Origin of the sequence: Stutzerimonas tarimensis, from assembly GCF_042648805.1 — a bacterium.
In the GTDB taxonomy this organism is placed as follows: domain Bacteria; phylum Pseudomonadota; class Gammaproteobacteria; order Pseudomonadales; family Pseudomonadaceae; genus Azomonas; species Azomonas tarimensis.
Genome location: NZ_JBHRXZ010000012.1, coordinates 30,549 through 46,294 on the forward strand (window position 1 = coordinate 30,549; position 15,746 = coordinate 46,294).

Annotated in this window: 12 protein-coding genes; 5 read left to right on the top strand and 7 right to left on the bottom strand. The window is 62.2% G+C overall.

From position 1 onward, the window contains the following. Window positions 1–12 precede the first annotated feature (12 nt). Window positions 13–2,382 carry a phosphoenolpyruvate synthase gene (gene ppsA / locus ACFOMF_RS04235; protein WP_386361564.1) on the bottom strand — a complete coding sequence of 790 codons (2,370 nt, stop codon included), beginning with the start codon at window positions 2,380–2,382 and terminating at the stop codon, window positions 13–15. A gap of 167 nt (window positions 2,383–2,549) precedes the next feature. Between ppsA and ppsR the strand changes: the two genes are divergently transcribed. Beyond that, window positions 2,550–3,368 (top strand): posphoenolpyruvate synthetase regulatory kinase/phosphorylase PpsR, encoded by an 819-nt coding sequence (ppsR, locus tag ACFOMF_RS04240; RefSeq protein ID WP_386361565.1) that lies wholly within the window; start codon window positions 2,550–2,552, stop codon window positions 3,366–3,368. 104 nt (window positions 3,369–3,472) lie between these two features. Here the strand turns inward: ppsR and prpF are convergent, their stop codons facing one another. The 5 genes from prpF to ACFOMF_RS04265 form a co-directional block, all read right to left on the bottom strand. After that, the gene (gene prpF, locus ACFOMF_RS04245) at window positions 3,473–4,666 is read right to left on the bottom strand and encodes a 2-methylaconitate cis-trans isomerase PrpF (RefSeq protein WP_386361567.1); all 1,194 of its coding nucleotides are present in this window, start codon (window positions 4,664–4,666) and stop codon (window positions 3,473–3,475) included. Between the two features lie 139 nt (window positions 4,667–4,805). Further along, a complete protein-coding gene (gene acnD, locus ACFOMF_RS04250) occupies window positions 4,806–7,397 on the bottom strand; it encodes a Fe/S-dependent 2-methylisocitrate dehydratase AcnD (protein WP_386361569.1) in 2,592 nt (863 codons plus the stop codon). Then, complete coding sequence (prpC, locus tag ACFOMF_RS04255) at window positions 7,398–8,555, bottom strand: bifunctional 2-methylcitrate synthase/citrate synthase (protein ID WP_386361571.1); 1,158 nt, start codon at window positions 8,553–8,555, stop codon at window positions 7,398–7,400. 75 nt (window positions 8,556–8,630) lie between these two features. Beyond that, a complete protein-coding gene (prpB, locus tag ACFOMF_RS04260) occupies window positions 8,631–9,515 on the bottom strand; it encodes a methylisocitrate lyase (RefSeq protein WP_386361573.1) in 885 nt (294 codons plus the stop codon). Next, window positions 9,512–10,225 carry a GntR family transcriptional regulator gene (locus ACFOMF_RS04265; RefSeq protein WP_386361807.1) on the bottom strand — a complete coding sequence of 238 codons (714 nt, stop codon included), beginning with the start codon at window positions 10,223–10,225 and terminating at the stop codon, window positions 9,512–9,514. The genes prpB and ACFOMF_RS04265 overlap by 4 nt, the downstream gene beginning before the upstream one ends. Window positions 10,226–10,508: 283 nt before the next feature. Here ACFOMF_RS04265 and ACFOMF_RS04270 point away from each other — a divergent pair, with 283 nt between their 5' ends. From ACFOMF_RS04270 to pabB, 4 genes are read left to right on the top strand one after another with little or no spacing between them, the layout of a single operon-like run. After that, the gene (locus ACFOMF_RS04270; protein ID WP_386361809.1) at window positions 10,509–11,021 is read left to right on the top strand and encodes an ATP-dependent zinc protease family protein; all 513 of its coding nucleotides are present in this window, start codon (window positions 10,509–10,511) and stop codon (window positions 11,019–11,021) included. Between the two features lie 8 nt (window positions 11,022–11,029). Beyond that, window positions 11,030–12,556, top strand: coding sequence for an osmotic stress tolerance membrane protein RloB (gene rloB, locus ACFOMF_RS04275; protein ID WP_386361575.1), 1,527 nt, complete (start codon window positions 11,030–11,032; stop codon window positions 12,554–12,556). 3 nt (window positions 12,557–12,559) lie between these two features. Beyond that, complete coding sequence (locus ACFOMF_RS04280) at window positions 12,560–13,543, top strand: alpha-L-glutamate ligase-like protein (protein ID WP_386361577.1); 984 nt, start codon at window positions 12,560–12,562, stop codon at window positions 13,541–13,543. Then, the gene (pabB, locus tag ACFOMF_RS04285; protein ID WP_386361811.1) at window positions 13,536–14,912 is read left to right on the top strand and encodes an aminodeoxychorismate synthase component I; all 1,377 of its coding nucleotides are present in this window, start codon (window positions 13,536–13,538) and stop codon (window positions 14,910–14,912) included. The genes ACFOMF_RS04280 and pabB overlap by 8 nt, the downstream gene beginning before the upstream one ends. A gap of 57 nt (window positions 14,913–14,969) precedes the next feature. Here pabB and thrH read toward each other — a convergent pair whose 3' ends face one another. Further along, entirely contained in the window at window positions 14,970–15,587 is a 618-nt protein-coding gene (gene thrH, locus ACFOMF_RS04290; protein WP_386361579.1) for a bifunctional phosphoserine phosphatase/homoserine phosphotransferase ThrH, read from the bottom strand. Window positions 15,588–15,746: the final 159 nt, after the last annotated feature.

The following is a 15,746-nucleotide window of genomic DNA, read 5'->3' on the forward strand; positions in this document are numbered from 1 at the left end:
GCCACTACCTGCTTACAGTTTGGATTCGGCAAGGAAGAACCAGGTATCGAGCACCGAGTCCGGGTTCAACGAAACGCTCTCGATCCCCTCATCCATCAGCCACTTGGCGAGATCCGGATGGTCCGAAGGACCCTGGCCGCAGATGCCGATGTACTTGCCAGACTTGCGGCAGGCCTGGATGGCGTTGGACAGCAGCTTCTTGACCGCCGGGTTACGCTCGTCGAAGAGGTGAGCGATGATCCCGGAGTCGCGATCCAGGCCCAGGGTCAGTTGGGTCATGTCGTTGGAGCCGATGGAGAAACCATCGAAGTACTCGAGGAACTCCTCGGCCAAGAGGGCATTGGACGGCAGCTCGCACATCATGATCACCCGCAGGCCGTTCTCACCGCGCTTGAGGCCGTACCGACCGAGCAGGTCGATCACCTGCGAGGCCTCGCCCAGCGTGCGGACGAAAGGCACCATCAGTTCGACGTTGGTCAGCCCCATCACATCGCGCACTTTCTTCATCGCCCGGCACTCGAGCTCGAAGCAATCACGGAAGTTGTCGCTGATGTAGCGCGAGGCACCACGGAAGCCAAGCATCGGGTTTTCTTCTTCGGGCTCGTACAGGCGTCCGCCGATCAGGTTGGCGTACTCGTTGGACTTGAAGTCCGAGAGGCGCACGATGACCTTTTTCGGCCAGAATGCCGCCGCCAGGGTGCTCACGCCTTCGACCAGCTTGTCGACGTAGAAGCTGACCGGATCGCTGTAGCCGGCTATGCGCTTCTCGACGCTGCTGCGGATCTCCGGCGGCAGGCTGTCGAAATTCAGCAGCGCCTTGGGATGCACGCCGATCATGCGATTGATGATGAACTCCAGACGTGCCAGGCCCACGCCTTCGTTGGGCAGGCTGGCGAAGTCGAATGCGCGGTCGGGGTTGCCGACGTTCATCATGATCTTGAACGGGAGGTCTGGCATCGCATCGATGGAGTTCTGGCGGATATCGAAGCCGAGCTCGCCATCGAAGATGTAGCCGGTGTCGCCTTCGGCGCAGGACACGGTGACCCGCTGGCCATCCTGCAGCAGCTCGGTCGCGGTGCCGCAGCCTACTACCGCCGGCACGCCCAGTTCCCGAGCGATGATGGCCGCGTGGCAGGTACGGCCACCGCGATTGGTGACGATGGCGCTGGCACGCTTCATCACCGGTTCCCAATCCGGATCGGTCATGTCCGAGACGAGTACATCGCCCGGCTGCACCTTGTCCATTTCCGAGAGATCGTGGATGACCCGTACCGGACCCGCGCCAATGCGCTGCCCGATGGCTCGCCCTTCCACGAGTACCTTGCCCTTTTCCTTGAGCAGGTAACGTTCCATGACGTTGACATTGCTGCGGCTCTTCACCGTTTCCGGACGCGCCTGGACGATGTAGAGCTTGCCGTCATCACCATCCTTGGCCCACTCGATGTCCATCGGGCACTTGTAATGCTTCTCGATGGTCAGCGCCTGGCGGGCCAGGTCGCTGACCTCGGCGTCGGTGAGGGCAAAACGGGTTCGATCGGCCGGCTCGACCGGAACGGTCTGCACCGAACGCCCGGCCTTGGCTTCCTCGCCGTAGATCATCTTGATTGCCTTGCTGCCCAGGTTGCGCCGCAGGATCGCCGGGCGACCCGCCTCCAGCGTGGGCTTGTGCACATAGAACTCGTCGGGGTTGACCGCGCCCTGGACGACGGTTTCGCCCAGCCCGTAGGCGCCGGTGATGAACACCACATCACGGAATCCCGATTCGGTATCCAGCGTGAACATCACGCCGGCGGTACCGGTTTCCGAACGCACCATTCGCTGCACGCCGGCCGAAAGGGCGACGAGCTTGTGGTCGAAGCCCTGATGCACGCGATAGGAGATGGCCCGGTCGTTGAACAGCGAGGCAAAGACTTCTTTCACGGCACGTATCACGTTGTCGACGCCGCGGATATTGAGGAAGGTTTCCTGTTGCCCGGCGAAGGAAGCATCCGGCAGGTCCTCGGCGGTGGCCGAAGAACGCACCGCTACCGCCATGTGCTCGTTATCGCCCGCCATCTCGGCAAAGGCCGTGCGAATGGCGGCGTCGAGCTCGCCCGGCAACTCGGCATCCATGATGGATTGGCGGATCTGAGCTCCGGTCCGGGCGAGCGCGTTGACATCATCCACGTCAAGCGCATCGAGTGCCGCGTGGATGCGAGCATTGAGGCCGCTCTGGTCGAGGAAGTCGCGATAGGCTTCTGCGGTGGTCGCGAAGCCCCCTGGAACCGATACACCAGCCCCTGCCAGGTTGCTGATCATCTCGCCGAGGGATGCGTTCTTGCCCCCCACACGCTCCACATCGTGGACGCCGAGCTTATCGAGGGAAATTACGTACTCTACCAAGGTGATCTCTCCACTTCAGTGTGTTTGAACCGGGCTGAACATAGCCCCGAGGCTGTGGCTTGGCCCATCGAAATGAGTGACAATGCTGCGAAATTAAGTAACCCGGCGAAATGGCTACAGCTACTATAGCAGCTGGGGCAAATGCTTGACTCAAGGGCCAGGGTGCAATGAAACGAACCGCTTTCTTTATCTCGGACGGCACCGGCATCACAGCCGAAACCCTCGGCCAGAGCCTGCTGGCGCAATTCGAGAACATCACTTTCACGAAACTGACTCGCCCGTACATCGACACGCCTGAGAAGGCGCGGCTGATGGTACAGCAAATCAATGCGGCGGCAGAGAGGGACGGCGCCAGGCCGGTGATCTTCGATACGCTCGTGAACCAGGAAATCCGGGATGTCCTGGCCGAGTCCAATGGCTTCATGATCGACATCTTCTCGTCCTTTCTCGCTCCTCTGGAACATGAACTCCTTGCACGTTCCTCCTACTCCGTGGGCAAGTCCCACTCCATCACGCATAACAGCAAGTACATGGAGCGCATCGAGGCGGTGAACTTCGCGCTCGATAACGATGACGGCGCCCGTACCCGTTATTACGACAAGGCCGATCTGATTCTTGTCGGCGTTTCCCGCTGCGGCAAAACCCCTACCTGTTTGTACATGGCCATGCAGTTTGGCATACGTGCCGCCAACTACCCGCTGACCGAAGACGACATGGAGAAACTACAACTCCCTGCCGCACTCAAGGAGTACCGCGAGAAGCTCTTCGGCCTGACTATCGACCCGGAACGCCTCGCGGCGATTCGTAACGAACGCAAGGCCAACAGCCGTTACGCCAGTTATGCCCAGTGCGAATTCGAAGTTCGCGAAGTCGAGCAACTCTTCCGGCGCGAAAACATCGCCTACATCAATTCGACGCACTATTCAGTGGAAGAGATCTCCGCCAAGATCCTGGTGGAAAAAGGCGTCGAACGCAGACTGAAGTAGGACAACGAAACAGTCACAAAATTTCGCCTATCGGACCAGGCGTACAGAAAAGGCCGGAATGCTATCCCGGCCTATCTGGCATTACCGAGCGGTGGAGCTGTCACTCAGAAGGCGTCACCGGGAACCCGCACCCAACCTTCCATGAGCACCCGGGCACTGCGGCTCATGACTGCCTTTTTCACCTGCCACTCTCCGTCGACCTGGGTCGCCTCGGCACCCACCCGCAAGGTGCCGGAAGGGTGACCGAAGCGCACCGCGTCCCGGGCGCGACCGCCCGCCGCCAGGCTGACCAGGGTGCCCGGGATGGCCGCGGCAGTACCGATGGCCACGGCCGCCGTTCCCATCATCGCGTGGTGCAGCTTGCCCATCGAAAGGGCCCGCACCAGAAGGTCGACATCGCTCGCGGCGACCGACTTGCCGCTCGAGGAGCGGTAATCGGCCGGCTTGGCGACAAAGGCGATCTTGGGCGTGTGCTGGCGTTTGGCAGCCTCCTCGAGATGCTGGATCAGCCCCATGCGCAACGCGCCATAAGCACGGATGGTCTCGAACATGGTCAGCGCCTTGGGATCGCTATTGATCGCATCCTGCAGCTCGGTGCCGGTATAACCGATGTCTTCGGCATTGACGAAGATGGTCGGAATGCCGGCATTGATCATGGTTGCGTTCAGGGTACCGACGCCGGGAACCTCCAGGTCGTCGACCAGGTTGCCGGTGGGAAACATCGAGCCACCCCCCTCGCCTTCGCCTTCGTCGGCCGGATCCATGAACTCGATCTGCACCTCGGCTGCCGGAAAGGTCACGCCATCCAGTTCGAAATCACCGGTTTCCTGCACCTCGCCCTCGGTAATGGGCACATGCGCGATGATGGTCTTGCTGATGTTGGCCTGCCAGATGCGCACGGTGCAGATGCCGTTTTGTGGAACCCGCGCGGGATCCACCAGGCCGGCCGACACCGCGAAGGATCCGACGGCCGAGGAGAGATTCCCGCAGTTGCCGCTCCAGTCCACGAACGCCGTGTCGATGGACACCTGGCCGAACAGGTAGTCCACGTCATGGTCGGGCTGGTTGCTCCTGGCGACGATCACCGTCTTGCTGGTACTGGAAGTCGCGCCACCCATGCCATCGATCTGCTTGCCGTAGGGGTCGGGGCTTCCGATCACGCGAAGCAGCAGCCGGTCGCGCGCCTCGCCTGGAACCTGGGCGGCCTCGGGCAAATCGGTCAGGCGGAAAAACACGCCCTTGCTGGTGCCACCGCGCATATAGGTGGCCGGAATCCTGATCTGGGGTACGTGGGGCATGGATCATCGTCCTGTTGAAGCCCGGCATGCCTGCTGGACACCGGGACCGGATAGAGAAGCCACTCGACGGGCTTTCGCCCGTCGCATGGATGCAGCGCATGGCCCGCGGCGGGCAACCCTCCCGCCGCAGGCCAGCTGCTCAGGCCACGGCCTCGGACTCGAGGAAGTCCTTGGCGAAACGCTGGAGCACGCCACCCGCCTCGTAGATCGAGACTTCTTCAGCCGTATCCAGGCGGCAGGTGACCGGAACGTCGAGCTTTTCGCCGTCCCGACGGGTAATGACCAGCGTCAGGGTCGCACGGGGGGTCCGCTCGCCCATCACGTCGAAGGTCTCGGTGCCGTCGATCCGCAGCGTGAGGCGGTTGGTGCCCGGCTGGAACTCCAGCGGCAACACGCCCATGCCGATCAGGTTGGTACGGTGGATCCGCTCGAACCCCTCGGCCGCAATGGCCTCGACACCGGCGAGCCGCACACCCTTGGCAGCCCAGTCACGGGAAGAACCCTGACCGTAATCAGCCCCAGCGATGATGATCAGCGGCTGCTTGCGTTCCATATAGGTCTCGATGGCTTCCCACATGCGCACGACCTGACCCTCTGGCTCGAGCCGCGCCAGCGAACCCTGCTTGACCTTGCCATCCACCACGGCCATCTCGTTGATCAGCTTGGGATTGGCAAAGGTGGCGCGCTGCGCGGTGAGGTGGTCACCCCGGTGAGTCGCGTAGGAGTTGAAGTCCTCTTCCGGCAGGCCCATCTTCGCCAGGTATTCGCCCGCCGCGCTGTTGGCCATGATGGCGTTGGACGGGGACAGGTGGTCGGTGGTGATGTTGTCGCCGAGCACGGCCAGCGGCTGCATGCCTTTGAGGCTGCGCTCACCTGCCAATGCGCCCTCCCAGTATGGCGGACGGCGAATGTAAGTGCTTTGCGGACGCCAATCGTAAAGTGGGCTCTTGGCTTCTTCCACCTTGCCCAGATCGAACATCGGAATGTAGATCTGGTTGAACTGCTCCGGCTTGACGCTGGCAGCGACGATGGCGTCGATTTCATCGTCGGAAGGCCAGAGATCCTTGAGTGTCACCGGATTGCCGTTTCGATCCGCCCCCAGCACATCCTTCTCGATATCGAAACGGATGGTGCCTGCGATGGCATAGGCCACCACCAGCGGCGGGGATGCCAAGAAGGCCTGCTTGGCGTACGGGTGAATGCGGCCATCGAAGTTGCGATTGCCGGACAGTACCGCCGTGGCGTACAGATCGCGGTCGATGATCTCTTGCTGGATCGCCGGATCCAGCGCGCCGGACATGCCGTTGCAGGTGGTGCAGGCGTACGCCACGATGCCGAAACCGAGCTTCTCCAGTTCTGGAAGCAAGCCCGACTCCTCAAGGTACAGGCGCGCCACCTTCGAACCCGGCGCGAAAGATGACTTCACCCAAGGCTTACGAACCAGGCCCAGCTCGTTGGCTTTCTTGGCCAGTAGGCCAGCGGCGACGACGTTGCGCGGGTTGCTGGTGTTGGTGCAGCTGGTGATCGCGGCGATGATCACGGCGCCATCGGGCATCTGGCCAGGCACTTCGTCCCACTTGCCGGCAATGCCCTTCTCAGCCAGATCGCTGGTCGCCACCAGGGCGTGCGGGTTGGAAGGGCCGGCCATGCTGCGCGTGACGCTCGACAGGTCGAAGCTCAATACGCGCTCGTACTGCACGGCTCTCAGGCTATCCGCCCAAAGGCCAGTCGTCCGCGCGTAATGCTCCACCAGCGCCACCTGCTCGGGTTCGCGACCGGTTAGCTTCAGGTAATCGACGGTCTGCTCGTCGATGTAGAACATCGCCGCCGTGGCACCGTACTCCGGTGTCATGTTGGAGATGGTTGCGCGATCGCCGATGGTCAGGCTCGAAGCACCCTCGCCGAAAAACTCGAGGTAGGCGCCCACGACCCGCTGCTTGCGCAGGAACTCGGTCAGAGCCAGTACGATGTCGGTGGCGGTGATGCCTGGCTGGCGGCTTCCGGTCAGCTCGACGCCGACGATGTCCGGCAGACGCATCATCGAGGCACGGCCGAGCATGACCGTCTCCGCTTCCAGCCCGCCCACGCCGACTGCGATCACACCGAGCGCGTCGACGTGCGGCGTGTGGCTGTCGGTGCCGACACAGGTGTCGGGGTAAGCCACACCGTCACGCGCCTGGATCACCGGAGACATTTTCTCCAGGTTGATCTGATGCATGATGCCGTTGCCCGCCGGGATCACATCGACGTTCTTGAAGGCAGTCTTGGTCCAATCGATGAAGTGAAACCGGTCCTCGTTGCGACGATCCTCGATGGCCCGGTTCTTCTCGAACGCGTCCGGATCGAAACCACCCCACTCCACCGCCAGCGAGTGGTCGACGATAAGCTGGGTCGGCACCACCGGGTTGACCTTGGCCGGATCGCCGCCCTGCTCGGCAATGGCGTCGCGCAGCCCGGCCAGATCGACCAGAGCCGTCTGACCAAGGATGTCGTGACAGACCACGCGCGCCGGGTACCAGGGAAAGTCCAGGTCGCGCTTGCGTTCGATCAGCTGCTTGAGCGAGTCGGTCAGCGCCGCGGGGTCACAGCGACGCACCAGGTTTTCCGCCAATACACGCGAGGTGTACGGCAGGGTCGCATAGGCGCCCGGCTGGATGGCTTCGACCGCTTCGCGTGCGTCGAAGTAATCCAGCGCGGTGTCCGGCAACCGCTTGCGGTATTGAGTGTTCATTTACTTGCGATCCTTGAGCGGAACGAAGGTCAGATTTTCCGGCCCGGTATAGTTGGCGCTCGGCCGGATGATCTTGCCGTCGATGCGCTGCTCTATGACGTGGGAGGACCAGCCGGACGTGCGCGCAATCACGAACAGCGGGGTAAACATGGCGGTTGGCACGCCCATCATGTGGTAGCTGACGGCGCTGAACCAATCCAGGTTGGGGAACATCTTCTTGACGTCCCACATCACCGATTCCAGGCGCTCGGCGATGTCGTACATCTTCATGTTGCCCTGCTCGGCGGAGAGTTCGCGGGCCACTTCCTTGATCACCTTGTTGCGCGGGTCCGCGACGGTGTAGACGGGATGTCCAAAGCCGATCACCACTTCCTTCTTCTCGACGCGGGCACGGATGTCGGCTTCGGCTTCATCAGGCGTCTCGTAGCGCTTCTGGATCTCGAAGGCCACCTCGTTGGCGCCGCCGTGTTTGGCTCCGCGCAGGGCACCGATGGAGCCGGTGATGCAGGAGAACATGTCCGAGCCGGTGCCGCCGATGACCCGTGAGGTAAAGGTTGAGGCGTTGAACTCGTGCTCGGCATAGAGAATCAGCGAGGTGTGCATCGCGCGCACCCAGGACTCGCAAGGCTTTTCGCCATGCAGCAGGTGCAGGAAGTGGCCGCCGATGGAGTCGTCATCGGTTTCCACCTCGATGCGCTTGCCGTTGTGGCTGTAGTGATACCAGTACAGCAGCATCGAGCCCAGCGAGGCCATCAGCTTGTCGGCGATGTCGCGAGCGCCGGGATGGTTGTGGTCATCCTTCTCGGGAGAAAGGCAACCCAGCACGGAGACAGCGGTGCGCATCACATCCATCGGGTGGGCCGACGGCGGCAATTGCTCCAAGGCAGCCTTGACGCCGGCGGGCAGGCCGCGCAGAGCCTTGAGCTTGGCCTTGTAGCCGGCCAGTTCGGCGACATTGGGCAGCTTGCCGTGCACCAGCAGGTAAGCAATTTCCTCGAACTCGCAGGTGGTGGCCACATCGAGGATGTCGTAGCCACGGTAATGCAGGTCGTTACCACTACGGCCGACGGTGCACAGGGCGGTATTGCCGGCGGCGGTGCCACTCAGGGCCACGGACTTCTTGGGCTTGAAGCCGGTCGTTTCTGGGGTAGCGCTCATCGCGTTTCTCCTTTTGTACTTATTTTGGTGTTTTGATGCTGATTGCGTTAGCGCCGGGAAGCCCGGGCGCGCCTGTCACTTCTTGCCAGCGAACAAGGCGTCAAGGTGCTGTTCGAAGGCGTGGTAGTTGATGCGGTCGTAAAGCTCCATGCGAGTCTGCATGGTGTCGATGACATTCTTCTGGGTGCCATCGCGGCGCAGGGCGGTGTAGACGTTTTCCGCTGCCTTGTTCATGGCTCGGAACGCCGATAGCGGGTAGAGCACCAGCGATACGTCCACCGATGCGAGCTCCTCGGTGGTGTACAGCGGCGTCGCACCGAATTCGGTGATGTTGGCCAGAATCGGTGCCTTCACCCGGTCGGCGAAGGTCTTGTACATCGCCAGCTCGGTGATGGCTTCCGGGAAGATCATGTCCGCACCGGCTTCGATGCAGGCCTCGGCGCGCTCAAGGGCAGCTTCGAGCCCTTCCACCGCCAGCGCATCGGTACGCGCCATGATCACGAAGCTGTCGTCGGTACGGGCGTCCACCGCCGCCTTGACCCGGTCGACCATCTCCTGCAGCGAGACGATTTCCTTGTTCGGACGATGGCCGCAACGCTTGGCGCCGACCTGATCCTCGATGTGGATGGCGGCGGCACCGAACTTGATCATCGACTTGACCGTCCGCGCCACGTTGAATGCCGAGGAGCCGAAGCCGGTATCGACATCCACCAGCAGGGGCAGATCACACACATCGGTGATGCGGCGCACGTCGGTGAGCACGTCATCCAGCCCGGTGATGCCCAGGTCCGGCAGGCCCAGCGAGCCGGCTGCCACGCCGCCTCCGGACAGATAGATAGCCTTGAAGCCCGCACGCTTGGCCAGCAGGGCGTGGTTGGCATTGATCGCGCCCACCACCTGCAGCGGATGTTCGGCGGCTAGGGCGTCTCGGAAACGCTGCCCGGCAGATATTTGAGTCATTGCTCACCTCGGTTGCAGTTGTTCTGGTTGTGATGGTGACGCTCCACGTTGCGACGTGAGGCGGCGATGTGGCGTCGCATGAGCAGCTCGGCCAGCTCTCCGTCCCGATCGGTGATAGCGTCGAGAATGCGGTGATGTTCATTGAAGGCCTGATGGGGCCGGTTCGGTGTCGCCGAATACTGGATCCGGTACATGCGCACGAGCTGGTACAACTCACCGCAAAGCATTCGGGTCAGGGTCGCGTTGCCACTGCCCTGGATGATCCGGTAGTGGAAATCGAAGTCACCTTCCTGCTGGTAGTACCCCACCCCCGCCCTGAAGGCTTCGTCCCGCTCGTGGGTTTCCAGCACCCGGCGCAGTTCGTCGATTTCGCCCTGACTCATGCGCTCGGCGGCAAGGCGGCAGGCCATCCCTTCCAGCGACTCGCGAATCTCGTAGAGTTCCAGCAGCTCGGCATGGTTGAGCGAGACGACCCGCGCGCCCACATGCGGCACCCGGACCAGCAGCTTCTGCCCTTCGAGACGGTGGATGGCCTCGCGCAGCGGCCCTCGGCTGATGCCATAGGTACGCGCCAGCTCTGGCTCGGAGATCTTCGCGCCCGGCGGAATCTCGCCACGCACGATGGCGCCCTGGATCTGGCGGAAGACATGCTCGGACAGGGTTCCGTTGTCTTCCGTGGCGGCTGGCGGGATTTCAAAGGCGCTGACCATATTGTCGACAATCACTGGTTTCGTTGGCCAGAATCTAGGCGGCAGAAGCCATAACGTCAATAGCAGCTACGACTATTGTCGACAGATCCTCGTCTGGCCTTGCTCAGCGTCAATCTTTTCATGCGGTTTCGGGTCTGTCGCCGCCTGCCGGCCCTCATGCTAGAATGCGCGCCCGTTGCGCCCTTGCGGCGCTCGCCTCCAGACAGGTTTCGGCGGCACCCCAACGCCGGACGTCCCTTATTCCTCGGCCCTATCAGGATCTACACGTCTGAAATCTTTCGCACTGTTGTTTTCCTGCCTGCTGTTCATTCCGAGCCTTGGCCTAGCCAGCGGCAAGACCATCTTCGGCCTGAGCGAGCATGTCGGGCTTCCGGATCTGGGCCTGCAATTACCGGCCAAACTCGATACCGGGGCGCAGACCGCTTCGCTGAGCGCATGGGACATCGTCCATTTCAGACGCGACGGCGAACGCTGGGTGCGCTTCACCCTTGGGCTCGAAGACACCGACCCGGTGATCGTCGAGCGCCCGCTGGCGCGCACCAGCCGCATCAAGCGACGCGCTGGCGATGTCGCCGAAGACGACAAGACCTATACGTCCCGCCCAGTCATCGAGCTCGACATGTGTCTTGGCGAGTCACTTCAACGCATCGAAGTGAATCTGACCGACCGCCGCCGTTTCGAATTTCCGCTGTTGATCGGCTCCAGTGCCCTCACCCAGTTCGGCGCCCTTGTGGATCCGAGCCAGAATTTCGCCTTCCATGAACCCGGCTGCGCTGTCGCGGACACTGACGAGTAAACCCTGTCATGCGCTCACTGAACCTGCATCTGAAAATCCTCATCCTGCTGCTTGCAAGCCTGGGCATAGGGATCACCGCCTACCAGATCTTCGTGCTCGGCATTCCGGTGTCCCAGGAGGAGACCGACGACCTTTGGAACATCGATGCCAAGGTCGACTTCATCGCCAGCGGTCGCGGCCCGGTCAAGGTGCAGATGTTCGTGCCGCCGCTGAACCAGGAGTTCGTCAGCCTCAACGAGAGCTTCATCTCCAACAACTACGGCGTAAGCGTCAACCGCGTCGATGGCAATCGCCGGGCGACCTGGTCCGCGCGCCGGGCCAGCGACCGCCAGACGCTGTACTACCGCCTGGCGATGACCAAGCGCTACAGCGGAGAGCGCACCCAGACCACCGGCCCGGTGTTCCGCGACAGCATTCCCGTCGAAGGACCCGAGAAGATTGCCGCCGAAGCGCTCCTGTCGCCGATTCGTCAGCATTCGGCGGACGTCGAGACCTTCATCAGCGAAGCCATCAGGCGGGTCAACAACACCAACGATGATAACGTCAGGCTGCTGCTGGGCGGCGACACCTCGCCAAGCAACAAGGTACGGGTGATCGAACTCATCCTGTCCATCGCCCACGTTCCCATGGAACGGGTCCACACCATTCGCCTGCAGACCGATATCCAGCAGTCGCCGGAGCTCTGGCTGCGCAGCTACAACGGCCAGCGCTGGCTGTACTTCAATCCGCAAAGCGGTGAGCAGGGCCTGCCGCAGGATCGTCTGATCTGGTGGACCGGCGATGAACCGCTGATCACCCTGGAGGGCGGTCGCGGCGAACAGGTCAGCTTTACGCTGAACAATAGTGAGATCAACGCCATCCGCCTGGCGCAGATGACCGACGAGAATACCGACGCCGACTTCCTCGAGTACTCGCTCTACGGCTTGCCGCTGTCCACCCAGCAGACCTACCAGGTGATGATCATGATCCCCATCGGGGTACTGGTGATCCTGGTGCTGCGCAATCTCATCGGGATCCAGACCCTGGGGACCTTTACCCCGGTCCTGATCGCCCTCGCCTTCCGGGAAACCCAGCTGGGCTTCGGCATCCTGCTGTTTACCGTGATCACCGCCCTCGGCTTGTCGCTGCGCTCCTACCTGGAGCACCTGAAGCTGCAGATGCTGCCGCGGCTTTCCGTGGTGCTCACCTTTGTCGTGGTGCTGATCGCGGTGATCAGCCTGTTCAGCCACAAGCTCGGGTTGGAACGCGGCCTGTCGGTCTCGCTGTTCCCCATGGTGATCCTGACGATGACCATCGAACGCCTGTCCATCACCTGGGAAGAGCGCGGCGCTGGCCACGCCTTCAAGGTGGCGGTGGGCACCCTCATCGCAGGTTCGCTGGCCTTCCTCCTGATGAGCGTTCCGGAGCTCGTGTACTTCGTGTTCACCTTCCCGGCAGTGCTGCTGGTGCTGGTTGGCTTCATGCTGGCGATGGGACGCTACCGCGGTTATCGGCTGACCGAGCTGTTCCGCTTCAAAGCCTTCCTCAAGGACTAAGCCATGTTCGGCCTGATCAAGACATGGAAGGAGCTGAGTGCCCGGGGGATCATGGGAATCAACCGGCGCAACGCCGACTATGTGCTCAAATACAACAAGCGCAGCCTGTACCCCATTGTCGACGACAAGATCCTGACCAAGGAAAAGGCCATCGAAGCGGGCATCCATGTCCCCGAAATGTATGGCGTCATCTCCACGGAAAAGGACATCGACAAGCTCGCCTCGATCATCGAGGGGCACAAGGACTTCGTCGTCAAGCCGGCCCAGGGCGCCGGTGGTGATGGCATCCTGGTGATCGCCGACCGCTTCGAAGGCCGCTACAAGACGGTCTCCGGCCGGATCATCACCCATGACGAGATCGAGCATCAGATCTCCAGCATCCTCACCGGTCTTTATTCCCTGGGTGGGCTGCGCGACCGGGCGCTGATCGAATATCGCGTGACGCCGGATCCGATCTTCAAGAGCATCAGCTACGAGGGGGTTCCGGATATCCGCATCATCGTACTGATGGGCTATCCGGTGATGGCGATGTTGCGCCTGCCGACGCGCCAATCCAATGGCAAGGCCAACCTGCATCAGGGCGCCATCGGCGTCGGCGTAGACCTGGCCACCGGCATCACCCTTCGCGGCACCTGGCTCAACAACAAGATCAGCAAGCACCCCGACACCACCAACTCGGTGGACGGCGTGCAGTTACCCAACTGGGACGGCTTCATGCGCCTCGCCGCCGGCTGCTACGAGTTGTGCGGCCTGGGTTACATCGGCGTGGACATGGTGCTCGACGAGGAAAAGGGCCCGTTGATTCTCGAACTCAATGCCCGCCCTGGCCTGAACATCCAGATCGCCAACGATTGCGGCCTGACCCACCGGACCCATGCCGTCGAGGCCCGACTGGCCGAGCTGGCGGAAAAGGACATCGAGGAAACCGTCGAAGAGCGAGTGCGGTTTGCCCAGGAAACCTTCGGGCATGTCCCGCCGCATGTCTGAAAGCAGACCTTCAGGCGCCCCCCCAAGCGCCAGCGCCTGCGAGCGCCGCCCGCTCCCCTATGTCGCAGATCCAGGCGACTGGTTTGCCCGCATCCGACAAGCACCGGGTGCTGTCCTGCTCGACTCCGGGCGCCCCGCAGCCGACCGCGGCCGTTTCGACCTGATGAGCGCCTGGCCGATGGAGATCCTGCAACCAGGCGATGGCGAGTCCGGCAGCGCCTTTTTCCAGCGCCTGCGTGGCGCTCTGACGCGCCTGGGCCATGCCGAGGTCGAAGCCGAACTGCCCTTCGCGGGCGGCTTGATCGGCATGCTCGACTATGAGTTCGGGCGCCGGTTGGAGCGGATCGGCAAAGCGGCCGACCCGGACCCGGCACTTCCCTGCGCCTGTTTCGGCCTCTACGGCTGGGCGCTGATCACCGACCATCAGCGTCAGACTTCACAACTGGTGTTTCATCCGAGCCTGGCTCCGGCGGAACGCGATGGCCTGGCGCGGCTGTTTGCTGGCTCTGCCAGGGATGAGGGTGCCGAAGCCTCTTTCCGACTGAAAGCGCCGTTCTCACCCGACCAACCTCCCGAGCGCTACAGGCTGGCCATCGAGCGCATCCAGGACTACATCCGCGCCGGCGACTGCTATCAGGTCAACTACACCCAGCGCTTTCGAGCCCCCTGCGAAGGGGACCCCTGGCAGGCCTACCGCGCATTGCGCGCAGCCTGTCCCACGCCCTTCGCCGGCTACATGCAGGTCGGGGATGCCGTAATCGCCAGCCTGTCGCCCGAGCGTTTCCTGCAGGTCCGCGCGGGACAGGTGGAAACCCGTCCGATCAAGGGCACCCGCCCGCGAGGCAAGGATGAGGCGAGCGATGCTGCCGAAGCGCAGGCGCTGCTGGACAGCCCCAAGGATCGTGCAGAAAACCTGATGATCGTCGACCTGCTGCGCAACGATCTGGGGCGCAGCTGCCGTATCGGCAGCATCCGGGTGCCGGAGCTGTTCGCCCTGGAGACCTACCCGAACGTCCACCATCTGGTGAGCAGTGTCGTGGGCACGCTGGATGACGGCAAGGATGCGCTCGATCTCCTCGGCGGAAGCTTTCCCGGCGGCTCGATCACTGGCGCACCAAAGATCCGCGCCATGCAGATCATCGACGAGCTCGAACCCTGCAGCCGCAGCATCTATTGCGGTTCGTTGCTCTATCTGGACGTGCGGGGCGAGATGGACAGCTCGATCGCTATCCGCACCCTGCTCATCCAGGATGGGCAGGCCAGTTGCTGGGGTGGCGGCGGCATCGTGATGGACTCCGAATGGGAAGCGGAGTACCGCGAATCCATTACCAAGGTCCGGGTGCTGATGGAGACGCTGGAAAGCCTCTAAGGGGAGTGAGGCTGGACGATAAGCGGCGTCGTACAGCCCCCAGCGCTCTTGTTGGTTTTAAGGCGCCAGCGTCCGGTTCGACGCCTTGAGAAACTCCTGCTTCAGATCCTCGAAGCTGTGCACTGCAGGGAATTGCGGAAACTCGCGGATCACATTGTCGGGGGCATGGAACAGGATCCCGGCATGGGCCTCGCTGAGCATGGTGGTGTCGTTGTACGAATCACCCGCGGCGATCACGCGGTAGTACAGGGACTTGAATGCCAGCACGGACTGCCGCTTGGGATCCTTCTGACGCAGCTGATAATCCACCACGCGGTCGTTGTCACCGGTGATCAGACGATGGCAGAGCAACGTCGGGAAGCCCAGTTGACGCATCAGCGGCTGAGAGAACTCATAGAAGGTGTCGGATAGAATCACTACCTGAAAACGCTCGCGCAGCCAGTCGACGAACTCGGGCGCACCCTCGAGCGGCTTGAGGGTGGCGATGACCGCCTGGATGTCCGACAGCTTGAGGCCGTGATCATCGAGGATTCGCAGACGCTGGCGCATCAGCACGTCGTAGTCCGGGATGTCCCGTGTCGTTGCCTTGAGGGATTCGATTCCGGTCGCTTCGGCGAAGGCGATCCAGATTTCCGGAACCAGCACACCTTCCAGGTCAAGACAGGCGATTTCCACAGACTACTCCTCGGGCAGAAAAAGAGAGCGGGCACTCTAACGGCAAGCCAGGGGTGAAGCAACGCAGGCTTTATAGCTAAAACAATGGACAGGGTTGCGTAAAGATTATTTAGCGGAATAAAGCGCCTTTGCTACCATCCGTGCCTTGCCCCGAACTCG